The sequence below is a fragment of the Chryseobacterium carnipullorum genome (assembly GCF_900142785.1).
Lineage (GTDB): Bacteria > Bacteroidota > Bacteroidia > Flavobacteriales > Weeksellaceae > Chryseobacterium > Chryseobacterium carnipullorum.
In genome coordinates, this window is record NZ_FRCD01000012.1 from 60,632 (window position 1) to 86,731 (window position 26,100).

At 38.2% G+C, this 26,100-nt stretch carries 20 protein-coding genes; 6 read left to right on the top strand and 14 right to left on the bottom strand.

Annotation, left to right across the window (positions count from 1 at the left end):
* From BUC06_RS14235 to pelA, 5 genes are all read left to right on the top strand, one after another.
* Nucleotides 1-660, top strand: coding sequence for a hypothetical protein (locus tag BUC06_RS14235; protein ID WP_139263366.1), 660 nt, complete (start codon nt 1-3; stop codon nt 658-660).
* Complete coding sequence (locus BUC06_RS14240) at nt 648-2,015, top strand: hypothetical protein (RefSeq protein WP_073334682.1); 1,368 nt, start codon at nt 648-650, stop codon at nt 2,013-2,015. Before BUC06_RS14235 ends, BUC06_RS14240 begins: the two co-directional genes overlap by 13 nt.
* 49 nt (nt 2,016-2,064) lie before the next feature.
* Nucleotides 2,065-2,520 (top strand): hypothetical protein, encoded by a 456-nt coding sequence (locus BUC06_RS14245; RefSeq protein ID WP_167367427.1) that lies wholly within the window; start codon nt 2,065-2,067, stop codon nt 2,518-2,520.
* A gap of 190 nt (nt 2,521-2,710) precedes the next feature.
* Nucleotides 2,711-3,889 (top strand): DUF4861 family protein, encoded by a 1,179-nt coding sequence (locus BUC06_RS14250; protein ID WP_073334684.1) that lies wholly within the window; start codon nt 2,711-2,713, stop codon nt 3,887-3,889.
* Nucleotides 3,890-3,899: 10 nt separating this feature from the next.
* Entirely contained in the window at nt 3,900-4,919 is a 1,020-nt protein-coding gene (gene pelA / locus BUC06_RS14255; RefSeq protein WP_073334685.1) for a pectate lyase, read from the top strand.
* Between the two features lie 254 nt (nt 4,920-5,173).
* On the opposite strand, the gene BUC06_RS14260 is transcribed toward pelA, so the two are convergent.
* From BUC06_RS14260 to BUC06_RS14325, 14 genes are all read right to left on the bottom strand, one after another.
* Nucleotides 5,174-6,289, bottom strand: coding sequence for a pectate lyase family protein (locus tag BUC06_RS14260; protein WP_073334686.1), 1,116 nt, complete (start codon nt 6,287-6,289; stop codon nt 5,174-5,176).
* Between the two features lie 515 nt (nt 6,290-6,804).
* Nucleotides 6,805-7,146 (bottom strand): cupin domain-containing protein, encoded by a 342-nt coding sequence (locus BUC06_RS14265; RefSeq protein WP_073334687.1) that lies wholly within the window; start codon nt 7,144-7,146, stop codon nt 6,805-6,807.
* 140 nt (nt 7,147-7,286) lie between these two features.
* Nucleotides 7,287-8,024, bottom strand: a complete 738-nt coding sequence (locus BUC06_RS14270) for a rhamnogalacturonan acetylesterase (RefSeq protein WP_073334688.1) — start codon at nt 8,022-8,024, stop codon at nt 7,287-7,289.
* A 149-nt stretch (nt 8,025-8,173) separates the two neighbouring features.
* Nucleotides 8,174-9,142, bottom strand: coding sequence for a pectinesterase family protein (locus BUC06_RS14275; RefSeq protein WP_073334780.1), 969 nt, complete (start codon nt 9,140-9,142; stop codon nt 8,174-8,176).
* 144 nt (nt 9,143-9,286) lie between these two features.
* The gene (locus BUC06_RS14280; RefSeq protein ID WP_083564082.1) at nt 9,287-10,204 is read right to left on the bottom strand and encodes an alpha/beta hydrolase; all 918 of its coding nucleotides are present in this window, start codon (nt 10,202-10,204) and stop codon (nt 9,287-9,289) included.
* A 95-nt stretch (nt 10,205-10,299) separates the two neighbouring features.
* A complete protein-coding gene (locus BUC06_RS14285) occupies nt 10,300-11,967 on the bottom strand; it encodes a glycoside hydrolase family 28 protein (protein ID WP_073334689.1) in 1,668 nt (555 codons plus the stop codon).
* A gap of 1 nt (nt 11,968) precedes the next feature.
* Nucleotides 11,969-12,814, bottom strand: a complete 846-nt coding sequence (locus BUC06_RS14290) for a rhamnogalacturonan acetylesterase (protein WP_073334690.1) — start codon at nt 12,812-12,814, stop codon at nt 11,969-11,971.
* A 75-nt stretch (nt 12,815-12,889) separates the two neighbouring features.
* Entirely contained in the window at nt 12,890-14,530 is a 1,641-nt protein-coding gene (locus tag BUC06_RS14295; protein ID WP_073334691.1) for a glycoside hydrolase family 43 protein, read from the bottom strand.
* A gap of 124 nt (nt 14,531-14,654) precedes the next feature.
* On the bottom strand, nt 14,655-15,914 hold the full coding sequence (locus tag BUC06_RS14300) for a glycoside hydrolase family 88/105 protein (RefSeq protein ID WP_073334692.1): 1,260 nt from the start codon (nt 15,912-15,914) through the stop codon (nt 14,655-14,657).
* 13 nt (nt 15,915-15,927) lie between these two features.
* Nucleotides 15,928-16,935, bottom strand: coding sequence for a DUF4861 family protein (locus BUC06_RS14305; RefSeq protein ID WP_228423756.1), 1,008 nt, complete (start codon nt 16,933-16,935; stop codon nt 15,928-15,930).
* Nucleotides 16,936-16,983: 48 nt separating this feature from the next.
* Nucleotides 16,984-18,402, bottom strand: coding sequence for a pectate lyase family protein (locus tag BUC06_RS14310; protein WP_073334693.1), 1,419 nt, complete (start codon nt 18,400-18,402; stop codon nt 16,984-16,986).
* Between the two features lie 24 nt (nt 18,403-18,426).
* A complete protein-coding gene (locus BUC06_RS14315) occupies nt 18,427-19,449 on the bottom strand; it encodes a pectinesterase family protein (RefSeq protein WP_073334694.1) in 1,023 nt (340 codons plus the stop codon).
* A gap of 80 nt (nt 19,450-19,529) precedes the next feature.
* A complete protein-coding gene (locus BUC06_RS14320) occupies nt 19,530-21,365 on the bottom strand; it encodes a RagB/SusD family nutrient uptake outer membrane protein (protein ID WP_073334695.1) in 1,836 nt (611 codons plus the stop codon).
* 10 nt (nt 21,366-21,375) lie between these two features.
* On the bottom strand, nt 21,376-24,381 hold the full coding sequence (locus tag BUC06_RS14325) for a SusC/RagA family TonB-linked outer membrane protein (RefSeq protein WP_073334696.1): 3,006 nt from the start codon (nt 24,379-24,381) through the stop codon (nt 21,376-21,378).
* A gap of 880 nt (nt 24,382-25,261) precedes the next feature.
* Between BUC06_RS14325 and kduI the strand changes: the two genes are divergently transcribed.
* Complete coding sequence (kduI, locus tag BUC06_RS14330; RefSeq protein ID WP_073334697.1) at nt 25,262-26,098, top strand: 5-dehydro-4-deoxy-D-glucuronate isomerase; 837 nt, start codon at nt 25,262-25,264, stop codon at nt 26,096-26,098.
* The last annotated feature ends 2 nt before the right edge of the window (nt 26,099-26,100 follow it).

Below are 26,100 nucleotides of genomic sequence, written 5' to 3' on the forward strand. Positions count from 1 at the left end.
TTGGAAACGCTTGTTATTTCTAATCCTGATACTTCTTACTGTAAAGAAAAAAATTATGTGAGAATAGCTGAGGTTTATCATTTAGGAAATGAAAAAGACCATTTTAAATATCATGTTTTAGTCGTTGATTTCATTTTTTCAGACGATGATAATGCCATGGGGAAATTTTTAAAACAAATCAGTTATTTGTTTGATGAGTTGGAATTAACTGTTGATCAGGAAGGAAATATTGTTGAAGTGAATAACCTTAATTTTCTTCGTTTACGATGGATGAAAATAGCGGCCAGACTTTCAGAAACCCACAGGGGTGAAGTCATAGATAACTATTTCAGTCAGATCAGCGGTGTCCTTGAGGATGAAAGCAGGCTCATCGATTTTTTAGGCGGTTACCATATGTTTGGATTGCTTTTCAATGGCCTGTTGCAGTCATTTGATACCAGGCGAAAGAGAGAATCTTCAGATGGATTTACAGAAATCATGACCCCTGTAAAAGAAGAAGAAAAAATAACATTAACCCTTACTCCTGAAAATCTTGACCCAACAGAAATTGATCACTTCAGAGGATTATTTGTATTCAAAGGAGATCATTATGAGGAAGGTTTTATAGAAATCAAAAAAAATAGTACCCATTTAAAACATTCATTACTATGGATAGGCTAGATAAAGATACAGAAGGTGCCGTTCCGGAAACTCAAACTCAGGGGACAGCACAGGACAGCGATCATATTAAGGCTGCGAACAGCCAGAAAATGGAGGAGAAACGGGCGAAAAATGAGGAAAAGGATAAAGTTGAAGATGGATTGCTGTTGGCAATACATGGAGCAAAGATTAAATTCAATGCTCATTTAGGTGAATTTAAAGTTTTAACTGATGTACCTACCACACAAGGGAAACTTACCGGAACAATTGTAGAAAAGCAGATTCCCAATTTTAAATTTTATGATGGCTTTCAGATGATATCCCTCACAGAATGGCAGGATTTCGGGACCGCTAAAGTACAGGAGAATTATGTCTTATTAAAAAAATCAACATTACCAGGGACAGGCAAAATGCCGGGTAATATACCCCCTGAAACCGGAAAGATAGAGTTTATAACATCAGGACAGGTCAACGAACCTGAAAGTGTTGCTGCGAAGGGGGCACCAGTACCGGAGCAGAAAGATGATGAAAAATGTTATTGTGACAGAGATTTTACAGAGGATGATATAAAAGCAATTATTAAGAAGCTTAGAGAAACAGAGAAAATAAAGACAACTTCTCTGTTTTATGATGAGAATTGTACATTATCCGAATCTGATAAAACTTATAAAAGATTATGTGAAGAGCTTAACAGTATGATGAAAAAGCATAATATTAATACTTGTATTAGGAAAATTCATTTTTTAGCACAGTCTTATCATGAATCATCAAGATATGGCACTACATTAGAATATTCTTCTGGAAAGAAATATAATCCTGGAAATCATAGTGACGCAAAGGCAATGGAACATACTGTTGAAGGAGATGGGCCAAGATATAAAGGGAGAGGAATAATTCAGCTAACTTGGAGGAAAACACAAAAAAAATACTTTTCATATGTTTTGGAAAAAGAGCCTGGACTATTAAATACCAAGAAAATTGATGAACTATTTGATCGGAAACCATTGTACAAAGAAAAATATATTTATTACAAGGATAAAGTTGATGATAAAGGCAAGAAGGTCTTAAATACAAAAGGAAAACCAATTAAAGAAAAAGTTATCGAAATCGTAGATGTAGACTCAGCTTCGCTTATTGCAAGTAATTTACATTTTGCTTTTGATTCAGCAGGATGGTACTGGGAGAATCTTGGCAAAACTGTACCAACAGGAGAAAATATTAATCTTGTTGCAGATAAAGATGATGTTTTAAAGGTTTCACAATGTATAAATGGAAAAGTAAAAAATCCATATGGATTAAAAGAAAGAAAAGAATTTACCAAAAATCTAAAATTATTTTTTAAATATGATGAATTGTGTATCTCTAAAAAAAAGTAACATAATTTGGCTTGTGCTAATTCCTCTCTTTAGCAACGCCCAATATCAGATGATCGCTAAACAGGATTTGAATTTAGATAAAAGTCAGGATATTATTTATAAAGATTCCATTACCAATAAGTTGATTTTTGAGTATGGTAAACCAATTGTAAACAAAAAAGATTCAATATTTTTTTTCTCAAACTATCATGCGGAAGCAGGAGGTTTAAATGTAAAAATAATAAAGAATATCATCAATATTAAATTTACTTACGCACCAAAATACCTTGACTTTGATTTATTGACTTTTAGCTATAATACAGTAAAAAGAGATTGGTTTTTAACTGACATTTTAAGTTCCAGAACCAATCCTTTAAGTGAGAGATTGATGACAGAAAGATGTCAATATAAAATACCGAAAAACATCAGGTTTTCTTTGAAGAAAAATAGTTTTGATGATGTTCAGGAAAAGTTATTAGATAACAAGAAATATTTGATGAGATGTTCAAAAAAAAATCTTGAATAAATTTTTGATAGACATATTATCTTTACTTATCTGGAGTCTACTATAATTCTTTATTTAAAACAAAAAAGCAATTATTCTCGCCCAACTCAAAGCATTCTTACACAAGTCTACAAATATTTTAAAATGTTGAATAGGTAGCATCTTTTACTTAAAAATATTTTCTATTTTTGAGGAAACAACCGCAATCTCTATGAAAAAATGTATTATTGGATTTATTTGCGCAATCGATTGCATAGCGAATGCTCATTCTTTAACTTCCCAAACCCGGATTGAAGTAAAGAATACATTGAATTTCTCTAGGAATGAAGTCGTTGCCATTCCTGTACATCAGCTGAAGGCGTTGATGAAAGAAAACAGAAAAAATGAGATCAGAATAAAAGACAGCAATCATAAAGTACTTCCGGTTCAGTGGATTGATAATGATTCCGACGGGAAAGACGATGAATTGCTTTTTCAGGCTGTTATCGGGGCAAAAAAGATCAACCTATACAGCATTTCTGTTGACGGAAGTGTTCCGGTTCACGAAAGCAGGATTTCTACCTATTCAAGACTTGTCCCGGAGCGTGTAGATGACTATGCCTGGGAAAATGATAAAATTGCTTTCAGGGTCTATGGTCCGAAAGGTCAGCAGGAAGCCTTACAGGGAATTAAAAGCAGTACCCTTTCCAGTGGAGTGGATATCTGGCTGAAGCGGACTGATCTGCCGGTTATCAATAAATGGTACAAAGGGTATCTTACCGATCCCATGTTTTACCACAGAGATACAAGAGAAGAAGGATATGATCCCTATCACGTAGGAAACAGTCGCGGCACAGGCGGAATCGGGATATGGACGAAAGACAGCCTTCAGGTTTCCCAAAATTTTGTTACTGCTAAAACCATAGCCGAAGGTCCCTTAAGAACCGTTTTTGAGCTAACCTACAATCCCTGGAGTGAATACGGAGTCAAAGAAACCAAACGTATTTCTTTAGATCTGGGCTCTAATTTCTCGAAATTTGAATCCTATTTTGAGGCTGAAAAGCCAGTTCCCAATTATACCATCGGAATCAGTTTGCATAAAAATGAAGGAGAAACTGTACTCAGTGATAAAGAAGGGTACTATCTTCACTGGGAAAAAATTGATGATGCCTTTGTAGGGGAAGGAATCGTAATACATCCTGAAGTCGTTGAAAAATCAATAGCTTTTAAATCTGAAACTCCGGATCAGAGCAATCTGCTGGTTGTGACCAGACCTCAAAAAAAACGGATCTATTATGCCGGATTTGCATGGCAGAAAAGCGGGCAGATCAAAACAAGAAAAGACTGGGAACTGATGTTGCAGCAAAAAGCGGAAATGATATCGAATCCACTCATTATTAAAATCAAATAAGAATTATACCATGATAAAATCGGGAATTTCAATAGCAGTCCTTTGCTTTACGACGGTTGTTTCTGCGCAGATGAAAGACACGCTGGCGGAAAAAATAGTGCTTTATCAGCTTCCGGTGGGAGGTTGGGGAAAGCAGCTGAATGATAAGTCGGTCGTGAATTATAATATGCCGGTTGACAAAAATCTCTTAAGAAAAATAAAGGCAACAGGGGATGATCACGCAACCATTGATAACAATGCCACGTCCAGAGAAATTAATATACTAATAAAAGCCTATGCAGCCACAAAAAATCCCGAATACCTTAAATCTGCAGAAAAAGGAATCCATTACCTTCTTTTAATGCAGTATGACAATGGAGGTTTTCCTCAATACTATCCGAATACGGGACTGTACAGGAAGCAGGTCACCTACAATGACAACGCCATGATCAATGCTTTGACGGTGCTTTACAATGTGGCAGAAGGTAAAAATGATTTTGATGCTGTGGATTCAAAACTCAGAGAAAAATCAAAAGCCGCCCTTCAGAAAGGCATCGAATGTATCTTAAAAACCCAGGTTTTGCAAAAAGGAAGTCCGTCTATATGGGCAGATCAATACAATGAAATTACTTTGCAGCCCGACAAAGCCAGAGCTTTTGAGCCTATTTCTCTGGCAACCGGAGAGTCTGTAGGAATCATCAGATTTTTAATGATGCAGCCTGCAACTCCTGAAATTCAGAAGTCTATCAACGCAGCTATAGAATGGTTTAAAAGCAATAAAATGGAAGGATACAGTTATCATGTTGGTCAACAAAATGGTAAAACAGTAAGAATTTTAGCAGAAGATAAAAACTCTGTGATCTGGGCAAGATTCTACGATCTACATACCAACAAACCCCTTTTTGGCGACCGTGACGGAAGTGTAAAATATAATTATAACGACATATCAGAAGAAAGAAGAAACGGCTACAGCTGGTTTGGTGACAGTCCACAAAAACTCATAGACAAAGAATATCCAAAATGGAAATTGAAGAATACAATTGGAGGTTGATATGCTTTCTTTTGAGTACGAGGGATGTAGAGTAGTTTAAGGGTTTGAGAGCTTTAGAATGAATGGGTTGGAATAGATCTGATGGACAGCCAATAATAGCTCAATGCAATATTAGTAAAACAGTTGTAAATCTACAATCTGAAGTCTGACATCTGAAATCTAAAATCTTACATCTTATCTTTACATAATAAGCAAAAAACGACTGAGCATTTCTCAGTCGTTTTTCTTAGATTGTGTTTAAATTCCTTTTTTAATTAAAATGAATCACAGATATTTCCTGTTAAGGTAGCACCTGCTTTAGCGGTTACATCTGCTTTTACATCTGAGGCTGCTAATTTATTGATGGAATAGGCAGGTGTAAATGCGGTTCCGCTTCCTGCCGTATTTCCTGTTACATTGGTAAATATGCTTCCTGTTTGTGTCACAGCCGTAAATCCACCCATCAGGTTGATAGGTTCTTTTACATTTTCAAAAACATTGCGTTCCACAAGAATATTCGCCTGTACCCCTGCAGCAATACATTTATTGCTTACAGAGCTGTTGAAGTAACTGTTTAAGATATGAATTTTTCCAAATCTTACTCTCGGCATCCGCTCTCTGCATCCCGGAGCCCACCAGCAACGAACGAAGGTGACGTTTAGTTTTCCTGCATCAGCAGTGGCGCCATCGCTTGAACCGATAAGATTAGAGAATCTGTGGTCATCTGTTCCTCCTGAACCGCCTGGTTTTGGAGCTTTTAAATAATGAAATTTAGTATACGATACAGTAACAAAGTCAGATTTGTTTTTAATATCGAAGTTCCCGTCAACACCGTCTCTGAATTCACAATGATCGATCCATACATTTCGGCAGTCATCCAGAATGGCATTATCCCAGCCATCTGTATCATAAGCTCCCGGTCCTTCAAAGATCAGGTTTCTGATAATGATATTATTACATCTTTTAACATTGATGATTCCTGAACCATCCTTTGTCTGATCCGTAGAAACCAATTTTGCACCGCTGGTTCCATAAATGGTTTTTCCGGTCTGATCCTGTAGTGATAAACGTGTCGTGATCGTAATGGTTCCTGTCACCTTCACCACTTTTACTGCAGTATTTTCAATAGCAGCTTTCAGCTGAGCATAGTTGGTTACTGTAGTTTCAGCAGCAGTTCCACCCCCGGTAGTTCCACCATTTTGAGAAGCCCAGCCTGGAGCAACACAACTGGCCAATGGTATAATCGCCTTTGCATCCAGGGAGTTTTTCAGGTTTAAATCATTGGGGTTTTCTGACAATTGTGTTTTAAGGTCTTCCTGACCACAACCGGTCAATACAAAAGCTGAACTTAATGCTGCCGTCAGCAGGATTGCTTTTAAGGTTTTTTTCATAGTTTTTATATATTGTAATTTAACTGATGTAAAATTATTAATATGATATCAAATAATTTTATATTTTAATGTATTCATATTTATATAATTATAATGTTATTTATTATAATTGTTCAATCGGTTACATTTTATATTATTTGTAAAATATAACTAAAATAAGCTTACCACAAATAAAATACCCACAAATCTTACAGATTATACAGGTTATTTTCTGTGAAATCCATGAGATCTGTGGGACCAGTATTTACTTTTTATAAGCTACGATGAGAAAAATTATGGGATAAACCCATTTTTTCTTTGACGGATATAATTTAAGTTGTTGATTACAAATGTTTTACAAAACAAGTATTCGACTTCACTCAGACTGACAATACTCCACCAACGCTATAGTATTAGCAATGTTACACTGAGCAAAGTCAAAGTGTTTTTAAGGTTATTTTTCAGCTTTATTGAGTGATTTTTAATTACAACAACAAATTTTCTGAATAAAATGAGATACTGTGATTGACTTTTTTTTAAGGATTAAGAAAATCCTCCCTGAATGGAGTAAAAGCATCAATCAATTGTCCTTCTTCCAGACATTTGACGCCATGAAAAATATTGGGCTGAGCGAAAAAGCCATCTCCTTTTTGTAAAATTTTGGTCTCGCCATCCACGGTCACCTCAAATATACCGGATGCTACATACGTAATCTGCGAATGGAAATGCTGATGCAAGGTACCGATGGCATCCTTTTCAAATTTCACGATCACCATCATCACCTGAGCATTATATCCTACAAATTGTCTGGAAACACCTGCTCCAAGATCTTCCCATTCAGAATGACCGTCAAAGAATTTTTCTTTTTTAAATTTCATTTAGTTGATTTTTTTGTTAATTATCAAAAGGTTTATGAATTAAAGTAAAAGTACGTTGTAAAATAATTTCCCTCAGATCTCACGAATTTCGCAGATAATTGCATAAGATCTGTGTAATCGGTGGGGAAGTAGATCTTAAATTATTTAATAAAATTCTCCAAACCTGTTTTCATATTCTTCAAAGAAACGGTAGCCCGTTTTGCGATAGATTCTGCTCCTAATTTTGATAAATGCGTATCATCATCTTTTCCTTCAGGATAATAATCAACTTCCCCTTTTTTATAATGAAGATGCAGCTTTTTTGACCTTTCCGGGCCGTATGAAATTTCCATTTGTTCTGTCAATAACTGTAAGTCTACCATGGGAACTTTCAGATCATTGGCCACCATCCTTACCACCAGTGGATATTCCTTATGAGTATCCACCAAAACGCCATTTTCATTGAAATTTCTTCTTACAATGGAAGTCATCAGAATAGGATAGGCTCCTTTTGCTCTGGTTTCATTCACGTACCTTTCCAGGTTCGCTCTGTATTGCGTATAAGGATTGGTAAAACGCGCGGAATCGTTTATTTTCTGATCATTGTGTCCGAATTGGATAATGATAAAATCTCCTTTTTTAAGCTGTTTCATCACTTTATCCCATCTGCCTTCTGTCCTGAAACTTTTGGAGCTTCTCCCGTTCGTTGCATGATTCTGGATTTCAATTCCTGAGGTCATTAACAGGGGAAGCATCTGTCCCCAACCGTGTTCAGGATTTTTATCAGGATTTTCCTTATTGGCCATGGTGGAATCACCAATTAAAAATAAGGTTGGTTTTTGTTGTGCAAATAAGAGCGCAGCGAAGAAAATATAAAATGTCAGAAGAAGTTTTTTCATTGTACTTTTAATTAAACATGATTGATTTTATTCAATATAAATGGTGGGTTTTGCTTATACAATTCAATGGGAAGTCATTATTATAGCTCTGATCGTTTAGCGTTTTATTTGTAGCGTTGTCATGCTGAGCGAAAGTCCAGACATTTCAATTATTGATTGGGATTCCACCCATCAAAAATCATGTCCAAAGTATAGTTTTTCAAATCTTTTTGAGTCAATTGACGGGACCATTTCACCCGCTTTGCTGTTGTACCACTTTCGCCTTTGCTTCCGAATTCAGCGTAGTAGGCTGTTTTTTCTTTATCAGGAAACATTTTGTCGCCTTTCCATGGGTTCCAGCCTTCCGGAAGAATATGTTTTCCCATATCTGTGTTGATAAAAACTGTTTTGGCATACGGTCTCCAGGGTCTTCCAAGATATACTTTTGTGATGCCCTCTTTGGCTGTTAACCGGCAGTCAATAAAAACGAATCCATACTTTCTATCTGCTTCTGTTGCAGCAGCAGTGATGTATGAATCGGCCATGCTTTTAATGGTGCAGTTTTTAAACACTACTGTTGCCTGTCCGAAAATAAAATCAGTCGTTCCCTCAATAGAGCAGTTTTCAAAAAACTGTCTGCTGTGATTGGTCGCCGCATAAACGGTATCCTGACAACCGAGAATGTTGGAGTTTCTGATCACAAAACGGTCACCTTCCACATGAAGAGAAACGGCCTGACCTTCGTTACACGAACTGTTTTGAATGGTCAGATTACTGATCTTAATATCGTCCGCCATCACCAATAAAGTATAAGAATTGAAGGTGGTCATTTTTTCATTTAAGGCATCCTGTTTTCCTGAAAAATCATTGTTGATGATCACAGTGCTGTCCTTATTTTCACCTTCTAAAATGATTTTATGTTTTGAAGAAGGAATCACTACTTTCTCATGATAAATGCCTGATTTAATGAAAATCAATGCTTCTGCAGGACCTAAGTCTCTTATTGAGTTGATTGCTTTCTGGATAGAGGTAAAGTCCCCGCTTCCGTCTTTTGCTACAGTAATTTTAAGGTAAGGATCATTGCCTGCCAGAAGAAAATTAGCAATAGAAATGAATAGAATTAAGAATAACTTTTTCATAAACAGGGTTGTTATTTTTAACGTAAAGATTTGATTTTCTTCATGTTTATTTTTAGTGAGTAAATCTTCATCAGCGACTTGTCGCATTCTTTGTTCCTTAAGGTTAATATTATTATTGATAAATCTTTGCGTTTAGAATGATAGTTAATACTGCTTTAAAACTTTATCTAAAAAATCAATTGTATAATTCAATGTTTCCGTGAACCATGGTTCTGCCGACCAAAAGGAGTGTGGTGTATCTCTGATTTCGTGAAATTCTGTCAGGATGTGATAGCTTTTCAGCTTTTTCATCATATCGTCTCTTCCCGCATGGAATCTGGGTTGGGAGCTATTGATGAATAGGGTGGGTGGTGTATTTTTATTAACGGACTCTAAAGGAGAAGCTTCTGTCCAGTTTTTTAAATTAACGTTTCTATCACCTCCTAACCAATAAGAAGCATAGGTGCTCTCTTCAGCTTCAGGATGAATGAAGGAAACAATTCCGTCAATATTGATTATTGCTTTTATTTTATTCTTTGATCTTACCCCAACCAAAGTGGCGATCTGGGCTCCTGCCGACTCTCCCAAAACGGCTATTTTTTTCTGATTTAAACTGTATTTTTTATGATTTTTCTTTAACCATTGAAGGGCTTGCTCAATATCTTCAACGCCACCGGGATATTTTGTTACGTCAGCCAGACGATAACCGACGGCAATGGCAACATAACCTTTGGCTGCCAGTTCCTGAGCCATGTACTTTTCATTTTCCTTGCTTCCTGAAATCCAGCCGCCACCGTGAACCATTACAACTCCCGGATGTTTTTTGGATGTATCAAGAGGGTAGTAGACATCAGCTTTTAAAGAAAGTCCATTGATATTGGCATATTCTACATTCTGATCAATCCCGATATTGGCTGGAACAGGTCTTTCCAGGGGCGTAATGAAAGGATGCTTTTTTTTGAGTTTTTCGAAGGTCGATTCGTTGGTATAGGGAGAAGCATTCGGCCGTTGAACCTGACCGAATGCTACCATTCCTCCCATTAAAAAAATAGAAATATAAGTAGGTGTTTTGTTAAAAATCATTCGCTTGTGGGAATTTTTTTATACAATTTTTTTAAGACTAATGATATTCGTTTTGGAATCGCAAAGTGTTATTTTTACCTCTTTGGGATCGCCAACTATTTCACTGAATTTTTATTGACTTCTGTTCCAATGGAAACTGCCGTTTTATTATTGCTTATTTCTTTTGGTAAGAGTACGGATCCGGTTTTATTTCCCAGTACTTTTACAACAGGCTTATTTTGAGATTCAAATTTTACGGTCGAAAGATTGATGTTTTTGCTGTTATAGACGGTCGCTCCCGTTCCTTCAGAATATTTCAACTTTGCATTTTTCAGTTGAATACCGTCTGCATCAACGATGGTTAAGGCTTTTTTGGTGTCAAACTGCGAATCTTCGATGACGATGTTTTTAAGATTCATTTCAGCCAATCCAAATAAAGTGATCGCCTCATAAGAATTAACAGCATTGATGTTTTTAAAGTAAATATTTCTGAAAATAGGCGTTTCTTCGGTCACAGGATATACCTTTTCCGGAGCCTGATTGCCTTCTTTTTTCTGTCCCTCCTCCAAAACAGGCGATGCTCCTTCGTAGAACATATTGAAACCAATCGTCTGCGTTGGAATATTAATCATATTGATATTTTTGATGTAAATATTTTCAACAATTCCGCCTCTTCCGCGGGTTGTTTTAAAACGAAGACCGATGTCTGTTCCGATGAAAGTACAGTCGGAAACATGGATATTTCTGGCTCCTCCCGACATTTCACTTCCTACCACAAAACCTCCGTGACCGTGATAGACAACATTGTTTTTAATGATTACATTTTCCGTAGGCCTATTTCTTTTTCTTCCGTCTTCATTTTTTCCTGATTTAATACAAATTGCATCGTCACCCACATCAAAAGTATTATCGTAGATCAGAACATTTTTACACGATTCCAGGTCAACACCATCCCCGTTTTGAGAGAACCAGGGATTTCTTACTGTAAGATTTCTCAAGATGACATTCGTACACATCAGCGGATGAAGATTCCATGCTGGTGAATTCTGGAAAGTAGGGCCATCCAGCAGAACTTTGTCGCAGCCTACCAGACTTACCATAACGGGACGAAGGAAATCTTTAACGGTTTTCAGATCGTCTTTAGAGATTTTATCAGGAACATTGAAGCTGGAACTGCTTTCAAATCCTTTTTTGTAACTTTCAGAAGGATACCATGTTTTTCCGTCAGAAGATAATATTCCGCCTGAAGAAACAATTCCTTTCCATTCTGATTCTGCCACCTTACTCTTTTTAATCGCTCTCCACGCATCGCCGCTTCCGTCTATCACCCCTTTTCCTGTAATCGCAATATTGCTTGCATTTTTTGCAGAAATCGGAGACTGGCAGCGAATGGTATTTAAGCCTTCAAAACTCACATCCACCAGAGGATAATCTTCTTTGTCTTTGCTGAATATAATGAATGCTCCTTCTTCTACATGAAGATTGATGTTGCTTTTCAATTCGATAGGACCGGTCAGCCACATTCCGCGGGGAACTACCAGTTTTCCGCCGCCTTTTTTGCTAAGGTCTTCAATGGCTTTTCTAAAGGCCTCCGTGTTTTTCACATTTCCTCCTGCAATTCCACCATATTGGGTGATAAAAACCGTATTGGCGGCAAAAGAAGTTTCTGCGACCTGAGGCATTTTAAACTCAATATTTTTGTAAATATCCAGATTCTGAGCTTGGATTTGCCCTGAAAAGATCAAGGCTGCTGCCCAACCGATAATTGTAAGAGACTTCTTCATTTTATTTTTTTTGAGTTTTAATTACATTTTTAAATTCTTTATAAACCATCGCGGCTACCGCTTTCGCTCCTTCCGGCTGAAAATGGGTGTTGTCTTTCTGCCCTTTAGGATAGGCTTCATAAACGTTTTCAGGAAGATTCATGAAATAATGATTCGTAGTGAAATCCTGTCCCTTTTGGGTAAAATACTCCATTGATAATTTGTTTAAATCAATGTAAGGAACATTCATTTCTTTAGCAATGTCAATCGGGGCCTGCGCATATTCTCCATGTACATTTTCCAGTTTTCCATCTTTCCATGGGTAATTTCGGGCAACAGGAGTCACAATAACTGGATTTCCTCCTTTTTGTCTTGTCTGCGATACAAATAACCTTAAAAATTCTTTATACCCCTGAATGTTGATATACCGTTCAGGATGTTTTTCCGAACCGTCATTGTGGCCAAACTGCATGATGACATAATCTTTGGGTTGTAAATGATCGTACACAGATCTCCATCTTCCTTCCTGAAAAAATGTTCGCGTACTTCTTCCGCCGTGGGCTCTGTCGATGACAGCTACAGAATCTTTGGCCATCGCAGGTTTCAGAGAAGCCAGACTGTCTTTTACAAAAAATGGCTGAAAAACCTGGCCCCAACCTGTGATCGGGTAACGGACTTTCATATACTCTTTTCCGGGATCATAATCTCCGGTGTAATCTGCCATGGTAGAATCTCCGATAAGATAAATATGAGTAACTTTCTTATTCTGTTTCGCTGTCGTCTTTTGCACATTGCTTTGTGACTGGCAGGCAGATAACAGCAAAACGCTGAATAAAAATGAAACTATTGTAAATGTTCTTTTTTTCATGACTTATATATTTGTTGGTCATCGCAAAGGCAGAAAGCTTTTTAAATATGTGATGGCTACCATCATTTTTTTAATCTAATTTTTTGTAATTCTAAACCAATCAAAGTCAGCATATCCGCCACGGGGTGCTTTTGCTGTACTTATGCTATAAAGCCCGACTTTAGCTCCAATCCATTTCCCGGGTTTTGCCTGAAAAACGTCGCCGGCTTTGATGAAGCTTTTCCCATTTTCACTATAGCTGAACTGGCACAATCCATTGGGCTCGTTTATATTTACTTTTAAATAAACTTCGTTTCCTTTTAATTTTGTTTCAAATAAGATTTTTTCCTCACCTCCTTTATCTGCTTTTTCAGCTCTTCTTAACTGTACATAATATCCGTCAGGCTTATTGGTAATCACCAGGGATTCATGATCTAATCCCATGATCAGTAATCCTGCCGTTTTCCCTTCTTTGGCATCTTCCGGTGTTAATTTAACTTTCGTTGATGCTGTAAAATTCGGAGCCGGGAATTTTTGGGTTAATAAATTGGGGACGTTCCAAAGGTTTTTTTCACCGTCAGGAACTTTCATGGAGAATAGTCTTAAAAATTTTTGTCCAGGAAGTTGAGATGACCAAACGATATTTTCATTGGCACTCCATTGCCATTGAAGGCCTAATTTTTCACCGTCAAATTCATCGGTTTCAGGAGGAGTAACGACAGGGCAGGACTTACCAACGTTGGGCTTTTTATAGCTTGAAACGGGTTCTCCAATGCCGTTTTTATCTGTATCAATTCCCATGACGGGCCAGTCTTTTTCCCATTTCATCGGCTGCAGATGGACGATTCTTCCGTACGTATCCACATCCTGAAAATGATAAAACCAATCTTCACCGGAAGGCGTATCTACCCAGGCTCCCTGATGCGGTCCATTGATCTTTGTTGAGCCCTGTTCCAAAACTATTTTTTCTTCATAGGGACCATAAATGTTTTTGGATCTCAGGACCAATTGCCATCCTGTGGCCACACCACCTGCCGGAGCAAAAATATAGTAATAGCCGTTTCTTTTATACAGTTTTGGACCTTCAACGGTGGGATGAGCGTCGTGGCCATCAAAAACATGAACACCTTTGTCCAGTACTTTTGTTCCTTCGGAATTCATTTTATTGATTGACAACAAACTTTTAACCCCTGCACGGCTTCCCGCCCAGCCATGAACCAAGTAGGCACTTCCATCCTCATCCCAAAACGGGCATGAGTCAATCAGACCTTTTCCTTCCATTACCAAAACCGGTTTTTCCCAGGCCCCAAGAGGATCTTTGGTTTTCACCCTATAGATTCCGAAATCGGGATCGCCCCAGTAAATGTAAAATTCACCTTGATGAAATCTGATGCTGGGTGCCCAAACACCGTCGCCTCTTTTTGGGGTCGAGAAATGTTCACGCGGAAGAATATCAGGAAGTGCATAATTCACCAATTTCCAGTTCACCATATCTTTAGAATGAAGGATCGGCAGCCCGGGAGCTTCATTGAAACTGGAAGCGGTCATATAATAATCGTCACCGACACGAATGACATCGGGATCAGAATAATCTGCGTAAAGAATCGGATTTCTGAAGTTTTTCCCCTGATCTGCTGTCCATACCTCAGAGATGGAAGGTTTTTCCTGCGCGATAAGATATGTTGAAGCAATTGAAAATACGGTAATTGCTGTTCTGTTTAAAATGTTCTTTATCATCGTAAAATCAGATTTTTTATCTGTTTTAATTTTAACACCAGGTCAAATACTTTTTTATAATCAATATGATATTTGGACTCAATAGGGTATTCTACTCAGCAAAATGTGAATGTTTTTCCTTCCGTTATTTTTCAAATTCTAAACTTGCCAGAATAAAGGGGCCTGTTCCTTTTGGATCATTGGAACGGATTTCTTCATTGATATAGTATTCATAAGAACCGCTTCTGTAAGGCGTTCCACCCAAACCTGCCACTGCGCAGCATTTATTTAGGCTCACCAGTCCGTTTTCGTCAACTGTGATAAGATTATTAATGATTCCGTCGTAGCCTTTTTTAGCATACGCTTTATAGGATTTCGGGAGATAACCTTTGTTAACTGACTTGATGATGGTATAGACAAACATGGATGAACCCGTTGCTTCCAGATAATTTCCTTTTTCTCCCCCTTTATCTAAAACCTGATACCAAAGTCCCGTTTCTTTGTCCTGAACTTTGATAACCGCATCGGTGTAGGATTTTAAATAAGAAATCAATTGGGCTCTTCCCGGATGATTTTGAGGTAAATAATCCAGCACATCGACCATGGCCATTCCGTACCAACCCATCGCTCTGGACCAGAAATTGGGTGAAAGTCCGGTTTCTTTATCGGCCCAGGCCTGTTCTCTGCTTTCGTCCCAGGCGTGATACAGCAGACCTGTTTTTTTATCCAAAAGATGTTTTTGAATTAAGGCAAATTGATTGATGATATCATCGTAGGCTTTTTCAGCATCGGCTCCTTTTGAAAATTCGTGGGTGTAGTTGGCATAAAAGGGTTCACCCATGTACAAGCCATCTAGCCACATTTGATTAGGATAGATTTTCTTGTGCCAGAAGCCACCTTCGGAGGTTCTTGGTTGTCCGTCGATCTGTGAACGAAGGGTTTGTAATGCTTTTAAATATTTTTCTCTTTTCTCCTGCTGATAAAGGTAAATCAAAACATTTCCGCAGTTCAGCATATCAATATTATATTTGGTAAGGTCGTATGAAACAATGGTTCCGTCTTCTTTTACCATCGTATCTCCAAATTGGGTGATGTAGTTGTAATATTCTTTATTACCTGTCTTTTGGTATAGCCTTTCCGCACCTTCCAGCACAATGGCTGTAGGATAACTCCATTTAGGATTTTTATTATAATCAAGCATCCAGGCTTCCGGGAATCTGTTGATCTCGGAAAGGAGCATTCTTTCTGACCATTTTAACTGGGATGGAATTATTTTTCCTGATTTTGACTGTGCAGCATTCGTTTTTGAATGGGTGACCTTTCGGGTTTGAGCACAGGCCATGAAGATTCCTGAACCCATGACCGCCAGTGCGTATATTTTAAGTTGATGATTAATCAAATTCATTTTATTTCAAACTTTAAAGTTGATTATTTTTATCTAGCAGATCCAGTTTTTTATCCAGATCCTGGTAAAATGATTCTTCTGTGGTCAAACCGTTGGGTTCCAGGGACCACGCTCCTAGAAAGTAATAGGAAACGTTTTTTGTTTTTTTGAAAACCACCGTGTGAGTGGATTTTGTTTTCACATATTTATCAAAACTTTCGACAGGGTAGAAGACAGCCATTCCCAGATTGTCATCTTTTTTGGTTTCAGTCTGGTTTCCGTACGTGGCGATGTAGGCCCATTTTTTATTTTGACTGATTCCCTGTTTTACGGGAATGTTTTTAATAGACACAATTCCTGTACACAACCCGGACAGGGTATTGCTCAAAGATAAATCTACTTTTACAAAACGGTCTTTGGGAAAAATGGTCAGTTTTGACTGAAGGTCTACCGCGCTGCCCCAGGTTTTCCATCCTTTATAATCGATGGTAGCGAAGGATCTGTCTTTTTCATTGCTGACTTTGGCCGTTGTATTTTTTACTATTTTGAAAGTTTCCACATAGTCATTCTGCTCGTCATATCTTCCATAAGAACCTACGCCAATGGTGCGGCCGGATTTTAAAACATCCTGTCCCCACGGGGCATCGTGATGATAAGACTCAAAACCGTCCTGGCCAACCTCCGGTAAAACCAGGGTGTTTACTTTTTTACCGAAAATATCAGTGGCATTTCTCCAGTCCAGATAGAGCCTGTAGCCAATCTGGTTGTTTTCCAGTCCGATGCCTTCATACCGGATGTAAGTCGAATGATCCGTATGTTCCGCGGGAATTGTGAGTTCCTGAATATTTTTGAAAGTACCGCCAGTGTATTGGTCTCCTTCCCATTTTCCGCCTTCTTTTACAGAAAGCTCTGCATAGGAAAAAGGAGCTTTGGGATTTTTACGGATTTTTTCAATCACAGAAGTTTGAGCATGTAATACTACAGAACCCATGAATACTCCTGCTGCTGCTATTTTGAATATACTGAATTTCAATTTTGACATAATCGTTTTTATTATATAACCGGGTTTAACAAAAAGTTTTCATGGTTATTAGTTTTTTTGTCCCCCGGTTATTTTATGGACAATATCATTGATGTACACTTCTATATTGTCGTAGTCCTTCTCTAAATCTCTTCCGTTGGCGTTGGAGAGTTTTGGGTTCAAACTGTGTTTGATTTCCCAGTCATCGGGCATCCCGTCGTTATCAGAGTCGGGGAGTGGTTTTCCTTCTTTCAGATTGGGATATCCGCCAACATCCTTTTGAGAGTCGATGATTCCGTTGGTGCTTCCTTTTGAACCCTGGTAGGTGAAACTTCGGTTTTTGACATCTTTTAAGACATGCAGATCCACAGCATCTCTCACCAGACTGGCCCCTGCCAACTGTATAATTTTCTCATAAGCCTCCTGTGCAGAATGTGTTTCTACACCATTCTGAATATCATGTGGCTTACTCATTTTAATAGCGTTTTTGTCCTGATCTGTCAGATGGTAAGAAGATTTCATCTGGCTGAAGACGCCTTCCGTCCAGTTGTCTTTGGTAACTTCAGAACTTCCTTCTGCCACATTTCCGTTGATGTAATATTTCCCCCAGATATTGTAGACTTCAGTTTCCGGTTTTTCATTTTTATCAATCGCAACAATTCTTTTTTTCGTCATCGTTGCAGGGCCGGGTTTGTAATAATTATTAATGATATTCACGTTCATTGCTTCTCCTCCATAGGTATTGTTGTGGCCCCAATTATAAATCACATTATTTCTGAAATCTGTAAGATCGGTTAAAGCAAACTTACTTCCTGCGTACTCACCCAATCTTGGATTTCTGCTGTCATGATGCGCGTACAGATTATGATGAAATGAAGCCTGTTTTCCTCCGGCAATTCCTCCGTATCCGTGCGGTCCTTTCTGATGAACAGAATTTCTTAAACTTTCTGCAATGATACACCATTGAAGCGTCGTATTTTCATTGTTATAAATAGAAACGGTCTCATCGGTAGACCAGCTCATCGAACAATGATCCACGATCAGGTTTTTAATGAATCTTGCGCCAAGGGCGTCGCCTTCAAATTTTTTCTGATCCCCCATTCTGAATCTCATGTACCGGATGATTACATTGTCTGCAGCTACAAAAGTTTCGTAATTGGCAATCGTAATTCCGTCTCCCGGGGCAGTCTGCCCGGCAATCGTTACGTTGCCTTCATGTATTTTTAACGGGGATTGAAGATAGATGGTCCCTCCTGTTTTAAAGATAATATATCTTGGACCTTTTTGGTTGAGGGCATATCTGAGGGTTCCTTCTGAACCGTCATCCGAAGTTTTTGTTACCAAATAAATCTTTCCGCCGCGTCCACCGGATGTATACCTCCCGAAACCTTCTGCACCGGGGAAACTCAATACGTTCTGAGCTTCAGCGGACACACCTGTACCGCATAAAACGCCTATCGTGAATAGCTTGGTCCATTGTTTTTTCATGATGAAAACCGTTGATATTGAGGTTTATTGCAGAATTTTTCTAATATTCCAGCGGTCGCTTCCTTTGAGAATAGAGTCTGCGGTATATTTTTTTTGTTCTTCCCGTGTTAACTGATGCGACCATGAAACTCTTTTTGATGCATTAGCTCCGGTTCCTTTTGAATTGAATTCTCCATAGAACGTTGTTTTTTCAGCATCCGGTTTGCTCCAGTTGTGCCATCCTTCAGGTCTGATAGTAGCATTCATTTCGCAGTTGATGTAGACTGTTTTGGCGAAAGGTCTCCAGGGTCTTCCCAGGTACACTGAGTTTTGGGTAGCATTTCCAATAATTTTAGAATGAATAAAAACAAATCCGAAAGCCTGGCCCTGTGGAGTAGAAGCGGCGGTCACATAAGATGCACCTTCTTTGGAATAAATAGTGCAGTTTTCAAAAACAGCTGTTCCCGCTCCGAAAATATAGTCTGTAGTTCCTTCGATATAGCAGTCTTTAAAATAATTTCTTGAAGGTTTGCTTTTGTCTGCAAAATCCTGTGCTCCTTTCAGATATAAAGTGTCCTGATTTCCCAGAAACCTGCAATTGTCAAAAACGATTCTGTCACCGGTGGTCAGAACAGCAACAGCTTGTCCTACCTTTCCTGAACTGTTTTCAAATGTGATATTCTTTGCAGTAAAATCGTTTGAATAGATAAAAATAGTGGAAGAACCTGTTGTTCCGATCTCTTTTCCTTCCTGATTCTTTTTGGAAGCAAAATCATCGTACGTGATGACCGTATTTTCAGGATTTTCTCCTTCCATAAAAATGGCTCCCCTGGTTTCAGGAATGGTGATTTTTTCTTTGTAAACTCCGGCTTTAATAATGATTTTTGTTTCTGAAGCAGAACCATTTTCGACAGCATCGATAGCCTGTTGTACTGTTGTAAAATTGCCTTTTCCGTCTTTCGAAACCACGATGGTTTTATCGCTGGTTTTGAAAGAAAGAAGACCGATCAGCACGATCGAAAAAACGGTCAACACTTTAAAATCTTTAAGAAGAGCGGAAATTCTCATTGAATGGTTTTGTTTAAAATACAGACTTCTCTGTGAAGAGAAAGTCTGTATCTACTTAATATGAATGTGAAACTATTTGTCTAATAACCGTAATCCTGGGTAAGATTGTAATTTGAATTGATGACATCCAGGGCGATCGGGAGAAGTTCTTTTTTGTTAGGCTCGAAATAGTGCGCATAACTTTTTATAGGATCTCCACTGATGTAAGGTTGTGTCATAGCCAGTCTCCAGTTCACTTTGGTGTATCCTGTAGGAGTTGCAACACTTTGATTCGGACTGTAGAACACATCTGCTTTCGCGATTCCGTTCACATAAAGATCCATGTCCAGTACATTTTGCTGAGCCGTCTTCGTTGGAACATAATTCACCACGGTAGAGGCGGGCTTTTTATAGAAAATGTATTCAGGAACATTGGCATAGGCTCCCGTTCCGTTCATGAAAGCAACAAGTTTCTGCTTGGTTTCATTGATTTTTGTTTCCAATAGGTTCCAGCGGATCAGATCATATTTTCTTAATCCTTCTCCTCCGAATTCCAATAATCTTTCTTTCACAATGAAGTTAAAGAAGTCATTTTTACCCGTTGGTATCGTTCCAACCTGTCCTAAATTTCCGGCAAATGCTCTCTGCTTTACAGAAAGTACGGCACTAACAGCTTCTGGTGAAGCCCCATTGTGTAATTCGTTGTCAGCTTCGGCAAACATCAGTAAAACATCAGCATACCTTAACAGTGGCCAGTCAATCCCTAAATTTTGTGATGTTCCGGTAATGTTGGTCCATGATTTTCTGAATTTAGCATCATTCCAGTTGATAGAAGTCTGAAGATCTTCCTGCTTGGTTGTGCTTACTCTGAAGATGGCAATATTCACATCCCTTCTCAGGTCAAATTTGCTGAATTCATAGAAATACGTTGGGATGGCACTGATTCCTCCTGCTGATTTCCAGTCTGTATCATCATGTCTTAATCCGTTGTAGTATCCGATCTTGGAATCTGTTCTTGAGTTTCCTCCGAAAGCGCCTACTGCAAAGATCACTTCATTCGTTGCATCCTGAGAATTGGTGTGCAATGATCTGAAAAGACCTTCATAACTAGGATTAAGTTTATGTTCTCCGGAATTGATAATATCTTTGCATTCGTCGTAGGCGATCTGATAATACTTTTGAGGATTGGAACCCTGTACCATCGCTTGCGGGCTTCTGCGTAGAGAATATCCGGCTCTTGCCAGTGCAATTCTTGCTCTCAAACCTTTAACTGCGGCCTTAGAGATTCTTTGGGCAGTGGTTCCCGCTTCAGATTTCCATGGAACCAATGTTGCGGCTTTAGCAAGGTCATCTAAGATTTTATCATAAATAACATCACGGTCTGTTTTAGGTAAATATACTGTGGCAAGATCTGCTGAAGGAACCTCCTGAAAAGGAATATCACCCCAGTTTTTGATCAGATCATAATAAAACAGAGCCCTTAAAGTAAGTGCTTCGCCCAGGTATCTGTCCATCAGCTTTTTGTCTGCTGCGGATCCCGTCTGATACACAGGTGAGATGGGGATATTTTTAATAACAAGATTCGCTCTTTCGATTCCTGCATACGTATCTAAGAAAGGTCTTAACAGTTCAGTGTTGGTAGGCACTGCTCCAAAACAGCTGATTCCTCTTCGGTCATTGGCATTGTAATCTCCCGATGTCCTGAAATCGTCACCGGACTGGCTAAGAATAAGGTTCATTCTCTGCCCATAGGTATTGTCGCCCATAGCGCTGTTATAAACTCCAACCAACGCTGCAAAAGTATCTGAGGCAGAGTCGAATTGTTGTTTTTCTGCTGTATTGGATAAGTTTTCTACTTCTAAATAGTCGCTGCATGAATAAACAGAAGCCATACCGACAAGAGAAAAGAAAATGGCTAAGAATTTATTTTTGTTCATAGGGTTAGTTTTAGAAAGTGATATCAATTCCTGATAAAATAAATCTGCTTCGCGGATAAGCAGAATAATCTACTCCAGGCGTAAGAGGGTTTCTTCTGGTATTAGCCTCAGGATCAAATCCTGAATATCCTGTAATGGTAAATAAATTGTTTACCGTAGCATATAGTCTCAGGTTTTTAACACCAATAGCTTCCAGAGAACCTTTTGGCAAACTGAATCCAACGGTAACATTGTTTAGTCTCAAAAAAGATCCGTCTTCAATGGCGTAGGAATGCAGGAAATAGGCTCCTGCAGGCGGAGTCCACATTGTTGTATTGGCATTAAGAGCTGCAAGAGCAGTAGGGTCTGTCACCTTTACTCCCGCATCATCAAACCATCTCCATCGGTCGGCAACTTCTGCCAGCATATTATTGTCTTTGTAAAGATATTGTGTACTGTATTCTATCTTATTGGCATTGTAGACCTTATTTCCGATTGAGAAGTTGAAAAGCAAACTCATATCCCAGTTTTTATATCTGAAAGTCTGAGTGAACCCCCCATAGAATTTGGGTTGTGCACTTCCTAAGTCAGTCATATCTTTACTGTCAATCACCCCGTCACCGTTAATGTCTTTCAGCTTAAGATCTCCCGGCTGGATTGGTTTTGCTCCATTGGCTACGGCTGCTGAACTGGCTACCCCTGCCTTTAGAGAATACGCCTGAGTTGCTGCATCATAATTGAACTCACTCACTTCATATCTTCCGGCAGTCACATATCCCCAGTAAGTACCTACCGGCTTGCCTACCTGTACTAAGAAATCAAACAGGTTGTTTTGCCATCCGGAAGGGTAGTAGTAATAATTGGCACTTGCGGATGCATTATTTCCTAAGCTTTTAATTGTATTTCTGTTAGAAGAAATATTGGCATCGATCTTCCATGAAAAATTTTCTTTGTTGATAATCGCACCACCCATTGATAATTCGATCCCTTTATTTTCGCTGCTTCCGGAGTTTTGATATTGATATTCATAGCCGGAAGTTTGAGGAATTTTAGCCAATAACAAAAGATCTTTTGTATCGGTTTTATACACATCAAGAGTACCGTATAGTCTGCCTTTAAATAAACCGAAGTCTAAACCTGCATTATAAGAACTGGCGGTTTCCCATTTTACATTCGGGTTGGCCATGATATTCCCGGTGGTAGCCCCTGGAGTAACGCTGGTTCCGAAAGCATACCCGTAATCTGATGAAGAAGTAAAAAATGTATCATATAAGAAGGCTCCGATTCTGTTGTTTCCGGATTTTCCGAATCCTAAACGGAGTTTTAATTCGTTAATTGAATTGTTTTCTTTTAAGAAATTTTCTTCTTTGATTTTCCATGCCAATGAAGCTGCCGGAAAATATCCCCATTGATTCGAGCCTGGTTTGAAAACACTTGAGCCGTCCGCTCTCATGGATACCGTTGCAATATATTTGTTTTTGTAGATGTAGTTTGCTCTTCCAAAAAATGAAGCAAGGCGGTCTATATCTCCCATTGTTTTAGGCGCATCCTGAACCATTCCTGATGGAGGGGAAGCCAGTTGTACATTCGCAAATGCTTCCTGGGCTGAAGAAGATTTTGGGAACCATTTGATGTTGATAGACATCGATTCACCATCCGTTCTTACCGTTTCCTGACCTGCTAATAAATCCAGTTTATGGTTTCCAAAGGTTTTTCTGTAGTTCAGGGTATTGGTATTGGTGACTCTTCTGGACTGACTGTTACTTAAAAATACAACCGGCTGGTCATTATTTTGTCTTGCCAGTGTAGTCACAGGACCAGAAAACTGATTAACGAGCTGATCTCTCTGTACATATCCGATCACACTACGGAAAGTAAAGTCCTTGCTTAGTTTATAATCAATAGTTGCGTTAAGCAATAAATCATTTCTTCCGCTTTCTTTAACTTCATCATTGGCTAATAAAACAGGATTTACAAGATTCGTCTGATCTGCAAATAAAGGATCAAACTCATCCACATCTACAGATGACCCGCCTTCAAAAGGCTGATATCGTATGGCGTTTCTTAATCTGTTCGTACTCTGTGAACCGGAAGCAGAAGTTCCTGCTCCATAAATCATCTGTCTGCTGTATCGTGCATTAAGACCAATGCTTAACTTCTTCGAAACATCATAATCATATTTGAAGTTCGCCATACTACGCTTAAAGGCAGAACCAATCATCACCCCGTCTTCCTGAACATTATTCAATGTCAATGCGAAGGCAGAATTTTCAGATCCCCCTGATATAGAAACGTTATGGGTAAAGTTGAATGCTTCTCTCCCAAAGACCTTATCCTGCCAGTCCGTCTTTTTCATGGACTTATATTTACCCAGCTGATCGAAGGTTCCGTAGCGTGTATTAAATGTAGTAATATCAGCTTCTAAGCCATTTTTATAATATTGCTCGTACTGGTAAAGGACGTACTGATAAGGATCGAGAACATCAATTTTATTCTGAATTTTTCTTACCCCTACAAATCCGTTATAATTGATGGTAGTCTTTGCTTTTTTACGACCTCCTTTTGTTGTAATCAATACCACTCCGTTCGCTCCTCTGGAACCGAAAATCGAGGTGGATGAGGCGTCTTTCAGGACTTCTATTGATTCTATTTCCTTTGGAGATAAAATACTCAGCGCATTGTCCATCTGAATACCGTCTACGATATAGAGCGGTGCGTTGCTTTGCGTAATGGAGTTTCCTCCACGGACTACAATATCCACATCAGCTCCGGGAGATCCCTCACTGAGTGATACCTGTACTCCTGCAAGTCTTCCCTGAATTGCTTCTGCCGCATTCGTGGAAGGCATATCTTTAAGAGCTTCGCCTTTCACTGAAGAAACAGCGTTTGTAACGTCTTTCTTAGAAACTTTTGTATATCCTACCAAAACCACATCGTCCAGTTTGGTTTCCTTATCTTTTTCTTGAGCCATGGCAAGGACAGGAAGTAGAAAGACAGTTAAATATAACCACTTTATTGATTGTACTTTTTTATCCATTTTGTATCCTTATAGTTTTAATTCCTGGTTGAAAGTTTTTTTTCAATCGTTTTTTGTTTTTGGATTATGAAGTATTCTGCTTATTCTAGTGGTAGATCTTGTTAAAAAATTTTACGCCTTTATTGTGCAATCGATTGCGTAAATTTTCATATTCTTTTATTCTGGCTCCTAAACTAATATTATTTTCCAATATGCAAAGAAAAAAATATTATTTTTTCATTAATTTGAATGTTTAATTCATTCATTTTGATAAAATATGGGTTAGTTACATTTATATAAAATATTGTTTATCAGTATTTTGTTGATGTTGCATGTCTTCTGTTAATTCTTTTTGATTTTTTATATTTTTTTACTGTTTAACATTTTAAAACTTAAAAACTGCTTAAAATTTAGCCTGATTGATGCCCCAAAAATCTCCAAAATTCGTCCTTAAGAAGAAAATTTTCACTCATTTCCTGATTTTTGTCATCTTTTACACCTGAAATTGGAGACTGTATTTTCTAGTTGATAACGTTTAGTCTTATTATATAGAGTATATAGATGAATTTTTCATTATTTATACTGATTTAGTATTTTAAATTGTACTGTTTTATTTGGCATGATTTTATATTTGACCTTATGTTGAGCATTAATTTTGGTTAATATAAATCTCATATTTTCTTCAAAAATTCTCTGTTTTTCTTTTATAATATCATTTTATTTAATTGTAAATCAGTAATTTATGAATTAAAATTAATTTTTTGTGAACTAATTAAAGAATAATTATATATTTATCCCACAAGTATTTCTGCTCAATTTTAGTGTAATTTATGCAATCGATTACGCAATGTTTAACAGGTTTGATAAAACCGCAAAGTGAAAAGGATAAAAATCAAGTAGTATGACACAATCAGAATTTCGTTACGCCCACCATCCTGAAGATGTGAAAAAATATTCAACAGAAGACCTCAGGAGGGAGTTTCTAATCGATGATTTATTTAATGAAGATAAAATAAAACTGGTCTATTCTATGTATGACAGGCTTATTGTAGGAGGGGTAATGCCCGTATCAACAGCCTTGAAACTGGAACCCACAGACGATCTGAAAGCAGGACATTTTCTTGACAGGAGAGAGCTGGGAATCATCAACGTGGGAGGTTCAGGAAAAGTAACAGTGGATGGCGAAGTATATGAGCTCGGAAATAAAGAAGCCCTGTACATTGGAAAAGGAACAAAAGAAGTGGTTTTTGAAAAAGATGGGGCTGAACAGCCTTACTTTTATATCAATTCAGCTCCCGCACACCATACCTATCCAACAAAAAAGATCACGAAGAATGAAGCTGAAATTGTAGAGCTGGGTGAAGAAAAATATGCTAACAAACGTACCATCAATAAACTGATTGTTAACAGTGTTCTTGAAACCTGTCAGCTTCAAATGGGAATGACAGAACTTCAACCCGGAAGTGTATGGAATACGATGCCTGCGCATGTTCATGCCAGAAGAATGGAAGCCTATTTCTATTTTGATCTGGAAGAAGGGCAGACGATAAACCACCTGATGGGGCAGCCTCATGAAACGCGTCATATTTTTATGAAAAATCATGAAGCGGTGTTGTCTCCGGAATGGTCTATTCATTCAGGAGTGGGAACTTCCAACTATACTTTTATCTGGGGTATGGCCGGAGAAAATATGGACTACGGCGATATGGACGGGATCAAAACTAACGAACTAAAGTAATT

Bases quoted from the DNA above. Each gene is read 5' to 3' on its own strand.
- BUC06_RS14240 (WP_073334682.1), top strand. From the start codon at position 648: ATGGATAGGCTAGATAAAGATACAGAAGGTGCCGTTCCGGAAACTCAA.
- BUC06_RS14245 (WP_167367427.1), top strand. From the start codon at position 2,065: ATGATCGCTAAACAGGATTTGAATTTAGATAAAAGTCAGGATATTATT.
- BUC06_RS14250 (WP_073334684.1), top strand. From the start codon at position 2,711: ATGAAAAAATGTATTATTGGATTTATTTGCGCAATCGATTGCATAGCG.
- pelA (WP_073334685.1), top strand. From the start codon at position 3,900: ATGATAAAATCGGGAATTTCAATAGCAGTCCTTTGCTTTACGACGGTT.
- BUC06_RS14260 (WP_073334686.1), bottom strand. From the start codon at position 6,289: ATGAAAAAAACCTTAAAAGCAATCCTGCTGACGGCAGCATTAAGTTCA.
- BUC06_RS14265 (WP_073334687.1), bottom strand. From the start codon at position 7,146: ATGAAATTTAAAAAAGAAAAATTCTTTGACGGTCATTCTGAATGGGAA.
- BUC06_RS14270 (WP_073334688.1), bottom strand. From the start codon at position 8,024: ATGAAAAAACTTCTTCTGACATTTTATATTTTCTTCGCTGCGCTCTTA.
- BUC06_RS14275 (WP_073334780.1), bottom strand. From the start codon at position 9,142: ATGAAAAAGTTATTCTTAATTCTATTCATTTCTATTGCTAATTTTCTT.
- BUC06_RS14280 (WP_083564082.1), bottom strand. From the start codon at position 10,204: ATGATTTTTAACAAAACACCTACTTATATTTCTATTTTTTTAATGGGA.
- BUC06_RS14285 (WP_073334689.1), bottom strand. From the start codon at position 11,967: ATGAAGAAGTCTCTTACAATTATCGGTTGGGCAGCAGCCTTGATCTTT.
- BUC06_RS14290 (WP_073334690.1), bottom strand. From the start codon at position 12,814: ATGAAAAAAAGAACATTTACAATAGTTTCATTTTTATTCAGCGTTTTG.
- BUC06_RS14295 (WP_073334691.1), bottom strand. From the start codon at position 14,530: ATGATAAAGAACATTTTAAACAGAACAGCAATTACCGTATTTTCAATT.
- BUC06_RS14300 (WP_073334692.1), bottom strand. From the start codon at position 15,914: ATGAATTTGATTAATCATCAACTTAAAATATACGCACTGGCGGTCATG.
- BUC06_RS14305 (WP_228423756.1), bottom strand. From the start codon at position 16,935: ATGTCAAAATTGAAATTCAGTATATTCAAAATAGCAGCAGCAGGAGTA.
- BUC06_RS14310 (WP_073334693.1), bottom strand. From the start codon at position 18,402: ATGAAAAAACAATGGACCAAGCTATTCACGATAGGCGTTTTATGCGGT.
- BUC06_RS14315 (WP_073334694.1), bottom strand. From the start codon at position 19,449: ATGAGAATTTCCGCTCTTCTTAAAGATTTTAAAGTGTTGACCGTTTTT.
- BUC06_RS14320 (WP_073334695.1), bottom strand. From the start codon at position 21,365: ATGAACAAAAATAAATTCTTAGCCATTTTCTTTTCTCTTGTCGGTATG.
- BUC06_RS14325 (WP_073334696.1), bottom strand. From the start codon at position 24,381: ATGGATAAAAAAGTACAATCAATAAAGTGGTTATATTTAACTGTCTTT.
- kduI (WP_073334697.1), top strand. From the start codon at position 25,262: ATGACACAATCAGAATTTCGTTACGCCCACCATCCTGAAGATGTGAAA.